Raw genomic sequence first — 15,094 nt, forward strand, 5'->3', positions numbered from 1 at the left:
CAATGCGAATATTTGTCTACGGCAGTTTACGAACCAAGCAAGGCAACAGTCACTGGATGACCAATGCCCTGCTGTTGGGTAATTACAATATCGAGAACTACCAGTTGTACAGCCTGGGCCACTATCCAGGCGCGGTTCCGGGCGAAGGAACAGTACAGGGTGAAGTGTATCGTATTGATAATGCGACACTTGCCGAACTTGATGCCTTGCGCACCAGGGGCGGTGAATACGCACGCCAGTTGATCCAGACGCCGTACGGAAGTGCGTGGATGTATGTCTACCAGCGTCCGGTCGAAGGGTTAACGCGGATTGTAAGCGGTAACTGGTTAGACAGAGACCAGTACTGAAAAACGACAACGCCACCGTGAGGTGGCGTTGTTTTTTTGTTCCTTCAACTCTCTTCTGTATCCCGGCGCCGGGTTAAAAAAAGAGGAACGAACAGCATGATATAGGGGGCAATAAGCCATAATAAACACAGGGCGCGAGAACGGCCATAGTGGTTTATGCACCGCGTATTGCTTGAAATGACGGGCAGGAAAAACAGTAAAAACAGCAGAATCGCATAATCGCTACGATAAGGGATCCATAAGTAAAACAAAAACCAGGCAAGCTGGAATGTCATGATGCAGAGATACTGCCATTTGCTGTCTTTGCCGTAACAGTCAAACGCCTTTATGTAGCCCATCTTTATGCTTTGAAGAAAGAAACTTAGCATGTATAACGCTCACGATCGCGACGGTCAGGAGTGTGCTCGTCAGCAACGCCCCTAAAAAATAGCTGTGGGTGATATCAGTAGCACCCGAGCCTAAAGTATGTAATTTACTATATCCTCTATCTACTGCAACAAAAAGCGTATATAGACCGATGTTAATACAGAACTGAAGCAGACAAGAAGTGATAATATTTACTGGGATTCTTTTTAATAGAGTAAGTGACGCATAAATAATACTTGCAGATAGAGCGAAGTAAAGCCCGTTAAATAAACTGGATAGTAATGAGCTATTTATTTGACTGAAAATTAAATTATCGCTTCCATAGTACCATGAAAGATATTCAACATACGTACTTCTTCCAAATATAAAGGAGGCAATAATAAGAACGAATAGGCTCACAATATGGCTTTTCTTACTCATAATTTTGCTCCCTTAGATAGTAGTTCCTTCATCGTTTTACTGGCTTCTAGCTGATCTTTGATTATGGCAAGGTCACGAGTATTGTGGTTATATTTTGCAATAGCGGTTGGCGTACCTTTACCACCATTGTCCATAAAGAAGAACTTGTGGTATGGGATCCCGCCCATAACTCACCGCCTGCGGCAGGGAGTGGATAGACTCTGTCGTGAGGAACCGAGGAATATTTTCATGCTCAATATTACCTAAAGGCGTTGTGGCAACAAGAGATCCAATAAAATCGGTCGTATACACTAACGCATCTGTATCTTTGGTCGTTACTTTCGAGCCCGTAATATATTTTATCTGTTGCCAAAGGGTAATATCTTTAGGGGAAACCTTAACGCCATCCATAAACATATCTTGCTTGCGTTTTAGCTGAATGACAGTACGGTGCAGCTGAGTCAAAGAGGGGCTGATTTCCCCAATAGAAGGCATAAGGCCATCGCGGGAATAGAGCCGTTCAATGATAAAATAAATCCCAGTTGGGCGGGCAACATCAATGTTAATGGATAATATATGAATCCTATAATGAAGAGGGATTAATGTTCATCATGACAGTATGTTGTGAACAGCCAGGCTATTCAACCACTCCCACCATAAATGATAGGACGTCTTTTCTGTTTTTAATGTCCAAATCAAAAAGAATGGAATTTTTCTTAAATAACCCGTTTTTGCCGATTTTAACCAAATAAATAAAAAAGCCCCGACCAGCGGGGCTTTATCGATCGGCAGTAAGAATTACTTCTTAGCAGCGCGTTCGAAAGAGGCGATGATTTCTGCTTTCGCCGCTTCTGCGTTGTCCCAGCCGTCAACCTTAACCCACTTGCCTTTTTCGAGGTCTTTGTAGTGCTCGAAGAAGTGGCTGATCTGCGCTTTCAGCAGCTCTGGCAGGTCGTTCACATCTTTAATGTGATCGTATTCTTTGCTCAGCTTGGTGTGCGGTACCGCAACCAGTTTCGCATCTTCACCGGCTTCGTCGGTCATTTTCAGCACGCCAACTGGACGGCAGCGAATGACTGAGCCTGGCTGCAGTGGGTATGGCGTTGGGACCAGCACGTCAACCGGATCTCCGTCCAGAGACAGGGTGTTGTTGATGTAACCGTAGTTGCACGGGTAGAACATCGCGGTAGACATAAAGCGGTCAACGAACAGCGCACCAGTGTCTTTGTCGATTTCGTATTTGATCGGATCTGCGTTAGCCGGGATTTCGATAACTACGTAGATGTCTTCTGGCAGTTCTTTACCCGCAGGGACGTTGAGTAAGCTCATGTCGGTGTCCTTTAAAATGGATGGTAAACAAGTGGCAGGTATTATAGCCAACTCGCGCTGAATGTCTCCGCCTGTTTTCGCTTTCTCTCCCCGCTTTCACCACTTTTCAGACCGATTCCATGACAGGAAAATCCATAAACTCAGCCGCATTTTTCATGGCGAAATGAAAGCGATTACAAACTTGTGATTAACGTTTTATTCACTTTTCTGAAGTGTGATGTAACGCAATTCGTTACATATTTCATGGGCTATAGTCATTCCGCAGAACATCTTTTAACCAACAATAACTCACCCTACGAGGACGTTCATATGTGGAAGCGCTTACTCCTGGTCACAGCAGTTTCGGCAGCCATGTCGTCTATGGCGATGGCCGCTCCCTTAACCGTAGGTTTTTCGCAAGTCGGCTCTGAATCTGGCTGGCGAGCGGCAGAAACCAACGTTGCGAAAAGCGAGGCTCAGAAACGCGGCATTACCCTGAAAATCGCCGATGGTCAGCAAAAACAAGAGAATCAGATCAAAGCCGTGCGCTCCTTTATCGCCCAGGGCGTGGATGCCATCTTTATTGCACCCGTCGTGGCGACCGGCTGGGAACCCGTCCTGAAGGAAGCAAAAGACGCTGAGATCCCGGTCTTCCTGCTCGACCGTTCCATCGACGTCAAAGACAAATCCCTCTATATGACCACCGTGACGGCCAATAACGTTCTTGAAGGACAGTTAATTGGTGACTGGCTGGTGAAACAGGTCGACGGCAAGCCGTGTAACGTCGTTGAGCTGCAGGGCACCGTCGGCGCGAGCGTGGCCATCGACCGTAAAAAAGGCTTTGCTGAGGCCATAGCTAAAGCGCCAAACATCAAGATCATCCGCTCTCAGTCCGGCGACTTTACGCGCAGTAAAGGTAAAGAGGTCATGGAGAGCTTCATTAAGGCTGAAAACAACGGCAAGAACATCTGCATGGTTTACGCCCACAACGATGACATGGTGATCGGTGCGATTCAGGCAATTAAAGAAGCGGGCCTGAAGCCGGGCAAAGATATCCTCACCGGTTCTATCGACGGCGTGCCGGACATCTACAAAGCGATGATCGATGGCGAAGCCAACGCCAGCGTGGAGCTGACGCCAAACATGGCGGGCCCGGCATTCGACGCGCTGGAGAAATTCAAGAAAGACGGCACGATGCCTGAGAAGGTGACGGTCACCAGGTCCACGCTCTACCTGCCTGACACGGCGAAAGAAGAGTTAGAGAAGAAGAAAAATATGGGCTACTGATCCAGTGAAATTGCCGGGTGGCTCTGCGCTTACCCGGCCTACGGGAATGTGCCGGGGGAGTAAATATGAAAACTGAACAACACCAGGAAATCCTCCGCACAGAGGGCCTGAGTAAATTCTTTCCCGGCGTAAAGGCGCTGGATAGCGTTGATTTCAGCCTGCGGCGCGGTGAGATTATGGCGCTGCTGGGCGAGAACGGCGCGGGAAAATCGACGCTGATTAAATCCCTCACCGGCGTGTATCACGCCGATCGCGGCACCATCTGGCTGGAAGGCAACGCCATTTCGCCGAAAAACACCGCCCATGCCCAGCAGCTGGGGATCGGGACGGTGTACCAGGAAGTGAACCTGCTGCCGAATATGTCGGTGGCGGATAACCTGTTTATTGGCCGTGAGCCACGCCGCTTTGGCCTGCTGCGCCGCAAAGAGATGGAGGCGCGGGCCACGAAGCTGATGGAATCGTACGGCTTCTCCCTCGACGTTCGCGAGCCACTGAACCGCTTTTCCGTGGCGATGCAGCAGATCGTCGCCATCTGTCGCGCGATCGATCTCTCCGCGAAGGTACTCATCCTCGATGAACCCACCGCCAGCCTCGATACCCAGGAAGTGGAGATGCTCTTTACCCTGATGCGCCAGCTGCGCGATCAGGGCGTCAGCCTGATCTTCGTTACCCATTTCCTCGATCAGGTATATGAGGTAAGCGATCGTATCACGGTGCTGCGCAACGGAAGCTTTGTCGGCTGCCGCGAAACCCGCGATCTGCCGCAGATCGAGCTGGTGAAAATGATGCTGGGCCGCGAGCTGGAAACCAACGCCCTGCAGCGTGCAGGGCGCACGCTGCTGAGTGAGAAACCGGTCGCCGCGTTCAGCGATTACGGTAAAAAAGGGACGATCTCGCCGTTTAACCTTGAGGTGCGGCCAGGCGAAATCGTCGGGCTGGCGGGCCTGCTGGGCTCCGGCCGGACCGAAACCGCCGAGGTGATCTTCGGGATCAAACCGGCGGACAGCGGCACCGCGCTGATCAAGGGCAAACCGCAAACTCTGCGATCGCCGCATCAGGCCTCCTGCCTGGGCGTCGGCTTCTGCCCGGAAGACAGGAAAACGGACGGCATTATTGCCGCGGCCTCGGTGCGGGAAAATATCATCCTGGCGCTGCAGGCCCAGCGCTGCTGGCTGCGCCCGATCCCTAAGCGTGAGCAAAACGCCATTGCCGAGCGCTTTATTCGCCAGCTCGGCATCCGCACGCCGAGCGCGGAACAGCCCATCGAGTTCCTCTCCGGCGGCAACCAGCAGAAGGTTCTCCTCTCGCGCTGGCTGCTGACCAAACCGCAATTCCTGATCCTCGACGAACCGACCCGGGGCATTGACGTGGGGGCGCACGCCGAAATTATCCGGCTTATCGAAACCCTGTGTGCAGACGGTCTGGCCCTGCTGGTCATTTCGTCCGAGCTGGAAGAGCTGGTGGGCTATGCCGATCGCGTCATCATCATGCGCGATCGCAAACAGGTGGCTGAGATCCCGCTGGATAAGCTGTCCGTTCCGGCGATCATGAATGCCATCGCGGCATAAGGAGTGAATCGTGATGCCCCGTTCGCTTTCGCAAACCGGTGAGACAAAGCGCCGCTTCAGCTGGCCGACCGGCACGCCGCAAATCGCGGCGCTGCTGGTGGTACTGCTGGTGGATAGCCTGGTCGCGCCGCATTTCTTCCAGATTATCGTGCAGGATGGCCGCCTGTTTGGTAGCCCGATAGACATCCTGAACCGTGCCGCGCCCGTGGCGCTGCTGGCCATCGGGATGACGCTGGTCATCGCCACCGGTGGAATTGACCTCTCCGTCGGCGCGGTGATGGCTATCGCCGGGGCCACGGCCGCCTCCATGACCGTGGCCGGACACAGCCTGCCGGTGGTACTGCTGGCGGCCTTAGGCACCGGCGTGCTGGCCGGATTATGGAACGGCATTCTGGTGGCGGTGCTGAAAATTCAGCCCTTTGTCGCCACCCTTATCTTAATGGTAGCCGGGCGCGGCGTGGCGCAGCTGATTACCTCCGGACAGATCGTCACCTTTAACTCCCCGAGCCTGGCGTGGCTCGGTAGCGGCAACCTTCTGTTCTTCCCGACGCCGGTGATTATTGCCCTCGTGACGCTGGTTATCTTTTGGCTCTTTACCCGCAAAACGGCGCTCGGCATGTTTATTGAAGCGGTGGGGATCAACATCCGCGCCGCGCGCAACGCCGGGGTCAACACCCGCTTGATGGTGATGCTGACCTACGTGCTGAGCGGCGTCTGCGCCGCCATTGCCGGGGTCATCGTCGCGGCGGATATTCGCGGGGCCGATGCCAACAATGCGGGGCTCTGGCTGGAGCTGGATGCGATCCTCGCGGTGGTGATCGGCGGCGGGTCGCTGATGGGCGGGCGCTTTAACCTGCTGCTCTCGGTGATTGGCGCGCTGATCATTCAGGGCATGAACACCGGGATCCTGCTCTCCGGTTTTCAGCCAGAACTCAACCAGGTGGTGAAAGCGGTGGTCGTGCTCTGCGTGCTGATCGTCCAGTCGCCGCGCTTTGTCAGCGTCATTAAGGGGATCCGTGGCCATGATAAAACGTAATTTACCGTTGATGATCACGCTGGGCGTGTTTGTGCTGGGGTATCTCTACTGCCTCACCCAGTTCCCCGGTTTTGCGTCGACGCGGGTGATTTGCAATATCCTGACCGATAACGCCTTTTTAGGCATCATCGCCGTCGGAATGACCTTTGTGATCCTCTCCGGCGGGATCGATCTCTCCGTCGGCTCGGTGATTGCGTTTACGGGCGTGTTCCTCGCGAAGGCGATCGGCTTCTGGGGGATCTCTCCGCTGGTGGCGTTCCCGCTGGTGCTGGCGATGGGCTGCGCGTTTGGCGCCTTTATGGGGCTGCTGATCGACGCGCTGAAAATTCCGGCCTTTATCATCACCCTCGCCGGGATGTTCTTCCTGCGCGGCGTGAGCTATCTGGTGTCGGAGGAGTCGATCCCGATTAACCACCCGATCTACGACACGCTCTCCAGCCTGGCGTGGAAAATTCCCGGCGGCGGCCGCCTTAGCGCGATGGGGCTGCTGATGCTGGGCGTGGTAGTGATTGGCATCTTCCTCGCCCATCGTACCCGTTTTGGCAATCAGGTTTACGCCATCGGCGGTAACGCCACGTCGGCAAACCTGATGGGGATCTCCACCCGTAGCACCACCATCCGCATTTATATGCTCTCTACGGGGCTGGCGACGCTGGCGGGTATCGTCTTCTCGGTGTATACCCAGGCGGGCTATGCCCTTGCAGGGGTGGGCGTTGAGCTGGATGCGATTGCTTCTGTGGTTATCGGCGGCACGTTGCTCAGCGGCGGGGTGGGTACGGTGCTGGGGACGCTGTTCGGCGTGGCTATCCAGGGGCTGATACAAACCTATATCAACTTTGACGGCACGCTCAGCTCATGGTGGACGAAGATCGCCATCGGCATTCTGCTGTTTATTTTTATCGCCCTGCAGCGTGGCCTGACGGTGCTCTGGGAGAACCGTCAAAGCTCGCCTGTTACCCGCGTAAACACATCGGTAACAGAGCGATAACACGCTGAATTTGCTTAAAGTCTAAACATTTTCCGGTAGCGGCCGATACTCTTTTTTTATGCCCAGAAATATCTCGCTACCGGAAATAATATCATGCTTAAAACGCTATCGATTCGTACCGGCTTGCTCTCTTTACTGGCCGTTATGACCCTTCTGCTGCTGATTGTCAGCGGCATTGGCATTTATGCCCTCACACAGAGTTCTTCTTCACTGCAGCGTATTAATCACCTTCAGGGTGAGCAGATGGTGCAGCTTAATTCAGGCTATACGCTGATCCTGCGCGCGCGCAATGAGGCGGGCCAGGCCGTCCGCCTGATGGAAATCGGCATGCTGGACGATGCGGCCAAAGCGGTAAAAAACATCAATCAGGAAGTGGCCCTGGCCCAGAAAACGCTGAAAAGCGTGATCGACGGCGGCGTGGCTGACGAGCATGGGCAACAGCTGCTCGACAAAGTGGCGGCCAGCCTGGCGATGTATAATCAGCAGGGGATCGACCCGATGCTGAAAACCCTGAATGACCAGAGCGCGGACGGGTATTACGATCTGCTGGAGAAGTCGCTGATTCCGGTGGCGAAGCAGTTTGATAACGATATGCAGGCGTTTCAGAAATGGAGCGAAGCGCGCGGTCAGGCGGAAGTCAGCGCCGTCCAGGCGAGTAAAACCCGCGTACTGATCCTGATTATCGTCGCCGCGCTGCTGACGGCGGGCATTATCGTACTCGCCTGGCTGGTGCTGCGCCATATGCTGCTCAAGCCGCTCTCGGCATCGATTGTTCAACTGGAGAGCGTGGCGGCGGGTGATTTAACCCATACGCTGAATGCGCCCGCGAGCCAGGAGTTTAACCGCCTCAACGCGGTGATAGAGGAGATGCGACAGTCGCTGATGAACTCGGTTCTGAGGGTACGCGATGCCAGCTCGCAAATTGACACCGGTAGCCGCGAGCTGACGCTGGGGAATCGGGATCTTGCCGAGCGTACGGAATCCACCGCCACGTCTCTCGAGCAGACGGCGGCCAGCATGGAACAGATCACTGCGACGGTGAAGCTCAACGCCGATAATGCCGAGCAGGCGCACCAGCTGGCGAAGTCGGTGTCCGACACGGCCGATCACGGCAGCGAGATGGTCTGCTACGTGATTGAAAAAATGCGCGATATCTCCGGCAGCTCGGCGCGCATCGCCGACATCCTGAGCGTGATCGACGGTATTGCCTTCCAGACCAATATTCTGGCGCTTAACGCCTCCGTGGAAGCGGCGCGCGCGGGCGAGCAGGGGCGCGGGTTTGCCGTCGTCGCGGGCGAGGTGCGCAACCTTGCCAGCCGCAGCGCCGACGCGGCGAAGGAGATCCGATCGCTCATCAGTGATTCGCAGACCCACGTTAACGAGGGCAGCGAGCTGGCCCAGCAGGCTGGCGAAACGATGGATGAGATTGCAACAGAAGTGCTGCGCATGACCAAACTGATGCGCGAGATTGCAACCGCGTCTCAGGAGCAGAGTCGCGGTATCGAGCAGGTGAATATTGCGGTGAACCAGATGGACGAAACTGCGCAGCAGAATGCGGCTCTGGTTCAGCAATCCTCCGCCGCGACCCGCTCCCTTGAGGAGCAGTCGCGTCAGCTGATGGACGCTATGTCATCATTCAAAGTGACGACTCAGACCGCTGCATAATATTACCCAGCCCCGGTATGCTCTGTGCCGGGGTTTTATTTATCCCGGAGTTAACTGCCCCAATATTATCGTGAATTTCACCCATTAATGTTTCCAGCGAGCTGGTTAAGGCTAACGCTTTTTCCGTCGGTTCAAGATATAAACCTTTACGGAAAAATAGGGGTTCATCAAAGAGTTGATTAAAGCGCTTTAATGCCAGGCTTACCGCGGGGCGGGACATCTCCAGACGCAAAGAGGCCTTTGCCATGCTGCCGCAGCGGACGATTTCAATAAATACAGGGATAAGATTTAAATCAATGCCGGTATTAGCACGGGAATAATTTTTCATTGCGATTTTGCTCCACGAAATATTTTTCAAACTGTTATGGAAATAATGCAGGAGCAATGGTGAATATTAAAGCATGTTTTTTATAAACACTTATACGGTAAAATATATAAATGACCAGGGGAGCCGTACTGGCTCCCCTGAAGAGAGGTATTATGCGTCCGGGTACTCACGGATAAAACGTTCAACGTCTTCAACCATGTGGTTGTTGCCGACGAAGAATGAACGGCGCTGGTGAAGGCTTTCCGGCACGATATCCAGAATACGCTCTTTACCGTCGCTCGCCTTGCCGCCCGCCTGTTCGGCCAGGAACGCCATCGGGTTGCATTCGTACAGCAGACGCAGTTTCCCGTCCGGGTGGCTGGCGGTGCTTGGGTAGAGGTAGATACCGCCTTTCAGCAGGTTACGGTGGAAATCCGCGACCAGAGAGCCAATATAGCGGGACGTGTACGGGCGTTGGGTCGCTTTATCTTCTTCCTGGCAGAATTTGATGTACTTCTTCACGCCGTTCGGGAATCGGATGTAGTTGCCTTCGTTGATGGAGTAGGTGTTGCCCTTCTCCGGGAAGCGCATGCGTTCCTGGCTCAGACAGAAAACGCCCAGTGAAGGATCGTACGTAAAGGCATGAACCCCGCACCCGGTGGTGTACACCAGCATGGTGGAGGAACCATAAACGACGTAACCGGCAGCCACCTGATTAATGCCCGGCTGCAGGAAATCTTCTTCGGTCACCGGCGTACCAACGGGCGTGACGCGGCGGTAGATGGAGAAAATGGTACCGACAGAAACGTTAACGTCGATGTTTGAGGAACCGTCAAGCGGATCCATCAGGACAACGTATTTCGCGTGTTCGCACCCTTCGAAAACAACAATCTCATCTTCTTCTTCGGAGGCGATACCCGCAACGATGTCGCGCGCGCGCAGTGCAGCTTTCAATTTTTCATTTGCGAACAGATCGAGTTTCTGCTGAACCTCGCCCTGAACGTTCTCGGCACCGCTGGCACCCAGGATATCGACCAGACCGGCCTTGTTGATATCACGGTGGATGATCTTAGCGCCCAGCTTTATTGCCGACAGCAAAGCAGTGAGTTCACCGGTAGCATGAGAGAACTCGTGCTGCTTTTCGACAATAAATTCACCTAACGTTTTCATAACACTTTCCCTGCATCTTTGTGAGTAGAGCGATTGTATGTTCACTAAAACGACTAAAGCCCAACAATCTTAACAAATATTCAAATAGTAGCGCAGAGGTGAATCGCGCCAGCAGGATACGGATTTTCCTGAAATGCGTTTCACACCCGCTGACATGTGGGTAAAATGTGCGCCACATTGAAGAAGGATAGTGACGTATGCGCATTCATATATTGGGGATTTGTGGCACTTTCATGGGCGGACTGGCAATGCTGGCGCGCTCGCTGGGCCATGAGGTGACAGGTTCGGACGCCAATGTGTATCCGCCAATGAGCACACTTCTGGAGAAACAGGGCATCTCTTTAATTCAGGGTTACGATGCCAGCCAGCTGGATCCCGAGCCGGACCTGGTGATCATTGGCAACGCCATGACCCGCGGCAACCCGTGCGTCGAGGCGGTGCTGGAACGCAATATTCCGTTCATGTCCGGTCCGCAGTGGCTGCATGACTTCGTCCTGCGCGACCGCTGGGTGGTTGCCGTTGCCGGTACCCATGGCAAAACCACTACCGCGGGCATGGCAACCTGGATCCTCGAAGCCTGCGGCTACAAGCCGGGCTTTGTGATCGGCGGCGTACCGGGCAACTTTGACGTTTCTGCGCGCCTGGGCGATAGCCCGTTCTTTGTGATCGAAGCCGATGAATACGACTGCGCGTTCTTCGACAAACGCTCCAAGTTCGTGCATTACTGCCCGCGCACGCTGATCCTCAACAACCTTGAGTTCGACCACGCGGATATTTTTGACGACCTGAAAGCCATTCAGAAACAGTTCCACCACCTGGTGCGCATTGTTCCGGGCCAGGGACGCATCATCCTGCCGGAGAACGACATCAACCTGAAGCAGACGATGGCGATGGGCTGCTGGAGCGAGCAGGAGCTAGTGGGCGAGCAGGGTCACTGGCAGGCGAAGAAACTCAACGCCGATGCCTCCGAGTGGGAAGTGCTGCTCGACGGTGAAAAAGTGGGCGAGGTGAAGTGGGGCCTGGTAGGCGAGCACAACATGCACAACGGCCTGATGGCCATTGCTGCGGCGCGTCATGTGGGCGTTCTGCCTGCGGATGCGGCCAATGCGCTGGGCTCGTTTATCAATGCCCGTCGACGTCTGGAACTGCGCGGTGAAGCCCACGGCGTCACCGTGTATGACGATTTCGCGCACCACCCAACGGCCATTCTGGCAACGCTTGCCGCTCTGCGCGGTAAGGTCGGCGGCACAGCCCGCATTCTGGCGGTGCTGGAACCGCGCTCTAACACCATGAAGATGGGCATCTGCAAAGATGACCTCGCGCCGTCGTTAGGACGTGCCGATGAGGTCTTCCTGCTGCAGCCGCAGCATATTCCGTGGCAGGTGGCCGAAGTGGCCGATGCCTGCATTCAGCCTGCGCACTGGAGTGCGGATGTGGATGTGCTCGCGGATATGGTGGTGAAAGCCGCTCAGCCTGGCGACCACATTCTGGTGATGAGCAACGGCGGTTTTGGTGGGATCCATCAGAAGCTGCTGGACGGTCTGGCGAAGAAAGCGCAAGCGGCAGAGTAAGCCCCTAACCCCAGCCCTCTCCCCTTTGAGGAGAGGGTCAGGGGTGAGGAACAGATTACTCTTCGTTCTCAGACAGCTCGCGCAGATACTGGAAAATCAGGCGCGCAGACTTCGGCGGCTTATTCCCTTCTTTCTCTTTCTGCGCGTTGCGGATCAATGAACGCAGCTGCTGGCGGTCGGCATCCGGCCACAGGTTCAGCACTTCCGGTACGGCATCATCACCCTGTTCAATCAGGCGATCGCGGATCTGCTCAAGCTTATGGAAAAACGCAACCTGCTGGTTGTGGCGGTTTTTCAGCTTGTCCAGCGCCTGGCGGATCGGATCGACGTCGCGCTGACGCAGCATTTTCCCGATAAGCTGAAGCTGGCGACGACGGCCTTCTTTTTTGATTTTCTGTGCCAGTTCAATGGCATCACGCAGATCCTGGTCGAGCGGGATCTTATCCAGCGCGTTTTTACCCAGTTCTACCATTTCTGCGCCAAGCTGTTTTAACTCTTCGGCGTCACGTTTAATTTCACTTTTACTGACCCAGATGATCTCATCATCTTCGTCTTCGATGTCATCACCGGGAACGTCGTCGAGCCAGTCTTCGGGCTGCTTAGTCATGTCAGGCTCCTTAAAAAAAGAGGCTAATGTTACCAGTTAAGACGCGCACTGAAAAACGGTTCTCTGTTAGACTTCAGATAACTCTCTCTTACAGTATGGCATTTGCGATGAAAGTAACCTCACAAGTTGAAGCGCAGCGTAAGATTCTTGAAGAAGCCGTCTCCACCGCGCTGATGCTTGCTTCAGAAAAATCAGATGGCGCCGAAGTGGCGGTCAGCAAAACCACCGGCATCAGCGTGAGTACCCGCTATGGTGAAGTGGAGAATGTAGAATTTAACAGCGATGGCGCGCTTGGGATCACGGTGTATCACCAGAATCGCAAAGGCAGCGCATCATCCACCGATCTCAGCCCGGATGCCATTGCCCGTACGGTACAGGCGGCGCTGGATATCGCCCGTTATACCTCTCCGGATCCTTACGCTGGCGTGGCGGATAAAGAACTGCTGGCGTTTGACGCGCCGGATCTCGATCTTTTCCACCCGGCGGAAGTGACCCCCGACGAAGCGATCGAGCTGGCCGCGCGCGCCGAGCAGGCTTCCCTGCAGGCTGATAAGCGCATCACCAATACCGAAGGCGGCAGCTTCAATAGCCATTACGGCATCAAAGTCTTCGGCAACAGCCACGGCATGCTGCAGGGATACTGCTCCACCCGTCATTCACTCTCCAGCTGCGTCATCGCCGAAGAGAACGGTGACATGGAGCGCGACTACGCCTACACCATTGGCCGCGCGTTGGGGGATTTGCAGTCTCCTGAGTGGGTGGGTAAAGAGTGTGCCGAACGCACGCTGTCTCGCCTGTCGCCGCGTAAACTCTCCACCATGAAGGCCCCGGTCATTTTTGCTAACGAAGTGGCAACCGGTCTGTTTGGCCATCTGGTGGGCGCTATCGCAGGCGGCTCGGTTTATCGTAAATCGACCTTCCTCCTCGACTCGCTGGGCAAGCAGATCCTGCCGGAATGGCTGACCATCGAAGAGCATCCGCACCTGCTGAAAGGGCTGGCCTCCACGCCGTTCGACAGCGAAGGTGTGCGTACCGAACGTCGCGATATCGTTAAAGACGGTATTCTGACCCAGTGGCTGCTGACCAACTACTCCGCGCGCAAGCTGGGGCTGAAAAGCACCGGACACGCTGGCGGCATCCACAACTGGCGCATTGCCGGGCAGGGCCTCAACTTTGAGCAGATGCTGAAAGAGATGGGCACTGGCCTGGTCGTAACGGAACTGATGGGTCAGGGCGTAAGCGGCATCACCGGAGACTACTCGCGCGGTGCGGCGGGCTTCTGGGTGGAAAACGGCGAAATCCAGTATCCGGTGAGCGAAATTACTATCGCCGGCAACCTGAAGGACATGTGGCGCAATATCGTTACGGTCGGTAACGATATTGAAACACGTAGCAATATACAGTGTGGTTCTGTACTTCTGCCGGAAATGAAAATCGCCGGTCAGTAATACCCGTAAAGGCGTTTTAATAATAAAAAAGGAAGTGAGCAATGCGTAAACATCTGTTAGCGATCGTCGCGGCTTCAACGCTGGTTCTTGGCTCTTCTGCGTTTGCTGCCGATCTTGAAGACGATATGGGCATCCTCGGTCAAAACCTGAAGGTGGTGCAGAAAACGGACAATGCGGCTGAAATGAAAGACGCGCTGACCAAAATGCGTGAAGCGGCGCTGGACGCACAAAAAGCGACGCCTCCGAAGCTGGAAAGCAAAGCGGCAGACAGCGCAGAGATGAAAGACTATCGCCACGGCTTTGACGTGCTGGTCGGCCAGATCGACGGCGCGCTGAAGCTGGCTAACGAAGGCAAAGTGAAGGAAGCCCAGGCGGCGGCAGAACAGTTTGTGACCACGCGCAACACGTATCATAAAAAGTATCGTTAATTGGGTGCCTGAGCTGTACGTCCTTCCCCGTATGCGGAGGCGCATTACGCGCCTCCGCATCCTTGCTCCCTACTGGCCGGAGCGACACTCCATCCGCGCGGTCACTTCAAGCGAGCCGTTTCGAAAACGGATCTCGCACAGTGTTTTCCTCGTCACCAGCGTTAAGATGATTATCGTCAAAGAAATAATCATCAAAATCCCGATACTTGGGTTTCTGCGTTTCATGGATGCCTCCTTGCTGTAAAGCGGGCGAGGTAGCAAACATCACGTGGCTAGACGTGTCGTTTACAGCCCCGTCCTGATTTAAATTCAGGTAGGGGCTTTCCACTTTCCGTCCCAGGCCTGAGACGGTCAGTCTCAAGCACCCGCCGCCACTCTACCCATTCCCCATAAGAAAACCTTATCCACGTCACATTTCTACGAGCTTGCTCGGAATCTTTTCCACTCTGCTTACCCGTTCGTTACCGCTTAATAGCGTGATAATCATCACACGAATGCATCGATTAATTCAGATTCACCGCATTTATGTGGCACAGATCACTGCTGCGGCTCGCCTTTCCACTTCGAAGTGGAAAACAACTCGCTACAAACAATTCCCC

The 15,094-nt window shown here is 54.5% G+C and carries 16 protein-coding genes; 9 read left to right on the forward strand and 7 right to left on the reverse strand.

Annotation, left to right across the window (positions count from 1 at the left end; all coding sequences use genetic code 11):
- The first annotated feature begins 2 nt into the window (after positions 1-2).
- A complete protein-coding gene (locus tag KGP24_RS02515; RefSeq protein WP_014830431.1) occupies positions 3-347 on the forward strand; it encodes a gamma-glutamylcyclotransferase in 345 nt (114 codons plus the stop codon).
- Between the two features lie 315 nt (positions 348-662).
- Here the strand turns inward: KGP24_RS02515 and KGP24_RS02520 are convergent, their stop codons facing one another.
- The 3 genes from KGP24_RS02520 to ppa form a co-directional block, all read right to left on the reverse strand.
- A complete protein-coding gene (locus KGP24_RS02520; protein WP_223562260.1) occupies positions 663-1,133 on the reverse strand; it encodes a hypothetical protein in 471 nt (156 codons plus the stop codon).
- A 117-nt stretch (positions 1,134-1,250) separates the two neighbouring features.
- Positions 1,251-1,607, reverse strand: coding sequence for a hypothetical protein (locus tag KGP24_RS02525; protein WP_223562261.1), 357 nt, complete (start codon positions 1,605-1,607; stop codon positions 1,251-1,253).
- Positions 1,608-1,910: 303 nt separating this feature from the next.
- The gene (gene ppa / locus KGP24_RS02530) at positions 1,911-2,441 is read right to left on the reverse strand and encodes an inorganic diphosphatase (protein WP_020684412.1); all 531 of its coding nucleotides are present in this window, start codon (positions 2,439-2,441) and stop codon (positions 1,911-1,913) included.
- Between the two features lie 309 nt (positions 2,442-2,750).
- On the opposite strand from ppa, the gene ytfQ reads away from it, so the two are divergent.
- The 5 genes from ytfQ (at position 2,751) to KGP24_RS02555 (ending at position 8,964) form a co-directional block, all read left to right on the forward strand.
- Positions 2,751-3,707 carry a galactofuranose ABC transporter substrate-binding protein YtfQ gene (gene ytfQ, locus KGP24_RS02535; protein ID WP_148244380.1) on the forward strand — a complete coding sequence of 319 codons (957 nt, stop codon included), beginning with the start codon at positions 2,751-2,753 and terminating at the stop codon, positions 3,705-3,707.
- Between the two features lie 65 nt (positions 3,708-3,772).
- Positions 3,773-5,275 (forward strand): galactofuranose ABC transporter, ATP-binding protein YtfR, encoded by a 1,503-nt coding sequence (gene ytfR, locus KGP24_RS02540; RefSeq protein WP_223562262.1) that lies wholly within the window; start codon positions 3,773-3,775, stop codon positions 5,273-5,275.
- A gap of 10 nt (positions 5,276-5,285) precedes the next feature.
- Positions 5,286-6,311, forward strand: a complete 1,026-nt coding sequence (gene ytfT, locus KGP24_RS02545) for a galactofuranose ABC transporter, ATP-binding protein YtfT (RefSeq protein ID WP_223562263.1) — start codon at positions 5,286-5,288, stop codon at positions 6,309-6,311.
- Positions 6,298-7,299 carry a galactofuranose ABC transporter, permease protein YjfF gene (yjfF, locus tag KGP24_RS02550; RefSeq protein ID WP_023334296.1) on the forward strand — a complete coding sequence of 334 codons (1,002 nt, stop codon included), beginning with the start codon at positions 6,298-6,300 and terminating at the stop codon, positions 7,297-7,299. Before ytfT ends, yjfF begins: the two co-directional genes overlap by 14 nt.
- 93 nt (positions 7,300-7,392) lie before the next feature.
- Positions 7,393-8,964, forward strand: a complete 1,572-nt coding sequence (locus KGP24_RS02555) for a methyl-accepting chemotaxis protein (RefSeq protein WP_223562264.1) — start codon at positions 7,393-7,395, stop codon at positions 8,962-8,964.
- Here KGP24_RS02555 and KGP24_RS02560 read toward each other — a convergent pair.
- Positions 8,936-9,292 (reverse strand): LysR family transcriptional regulator, encoded by a 357-nt coding sequence (locus KGP24_RS02560; RefSeq protein ID WP_223562265.1) that lies wholly within the window; start codon positions 9,290-9,292, stop codon positions 8,936-8,938. The genes KGP24_RS02555 and KGP24_RS02560 overlap by 29 nt on opposite strands.
- A gap of 150 nt (positions 9,293-9,442) precedes the next feature.
- Positions 9,443-10,441, reverse strand: coding sequence for a class 1 fructose-bisphosphatase (gene fbp / locus KGP24_RS02565; protein WP_023310178.1), 999 nt, complete (start codon positions 10,439-10,441; stop codon positions 9,443-9,445).
- Between the two features lie 197 nt (positions 10,442-10,638).
- Here fbp and mpl point away from each other — a divergent pair, with 197 nt between their 5' ends.
- The gene (gene mpl, locus KGP24_RS02570; RefSeq protein ID WP_223562266.1) at positions 10,639-12,012 is read left to right on the forward strand and encodes a UDP-N-acetylmuramate:L-alanyl-gamma-D-glutamyl-meso-diaminopimelate ligase; all 1,374 of its coding nucleotides are present in this window, start codon (positions 10,639-10,641) and stop codon (positions 12,010-12,012) included.
- 55 nt (positions 12,013-12,067) lie between these two features.
- Here mpl and yjgA read toward each other — a convergent pair whose 3' ends face one another.
- A complete protein-coding gene (gene yjgA / locus KGP24_RS02575) occupies positions 12,068-12,619 on the reverse strand; it encodes a ribosome biogenesis factor YjgA (RefSeq protein ID WP_029739257.1) in 552 nt (183 codons plus the stop codon).
- A gap of 95 nt (positions 12,620-12,714) precedes the next feature.
- Here yjgA and pmbA point away from each other — a divergent pair, with 95 nt between their 5' ends.
- Both pmbA and cybC read left to right on the forward strand, forming a co-directional pair.
- Positions 12,715-14,067, forward strand: coding sequence for a metalloprotease PmbA (pmbA, locus tag KGP24_RS02580; protein ID WP_023336694.1), 1,353 nt, complete (start codon positions 12,715-12,717; stop codon positions 14,065-14,067).
- 41 nt (positions 14,068-14,108) lie between these two features.
- Positions 14,109-14,495 (forward strand): cytochrome b562, encoded by a 387-nt coding sequence (cybC, locus tag KGP24_RS02585; protein WP_008501412.1) that lies wholly within the window; start codon positions 14,109-14,111, stop codon positions 14,493-14,495.
- Between the two features lie 69 nt (positions 14,496-14,564).
- Here cybC and KGP24_RS02590 read toward each other — a convergent pair whose 3' ends face one another.
- Positions 14,565-14,720, reverse strand: a complete 156-nt coding sequence (locus tag KGP24_RS02590; protein ID WP_223562267.1) for a Hok/Gef family protein — start codon at positions 14,718-14,720, stop codon at positions 14,565-14,567.
- Between the last annotated feature and the right edge of the window lie 374 nt (positions 14,721-15,094).

Origin of the sequence: Enterobacter sp. JBIWA008 (assembly GCF_019968765.1) — a bacterium.
In the GTDB taxonomy this organism is placed as follows: Bacteria; Pseudomonadota; Gammaproteobacteria; order Enterobacterales; family Enterobacteriaceae; genus Enterobacter.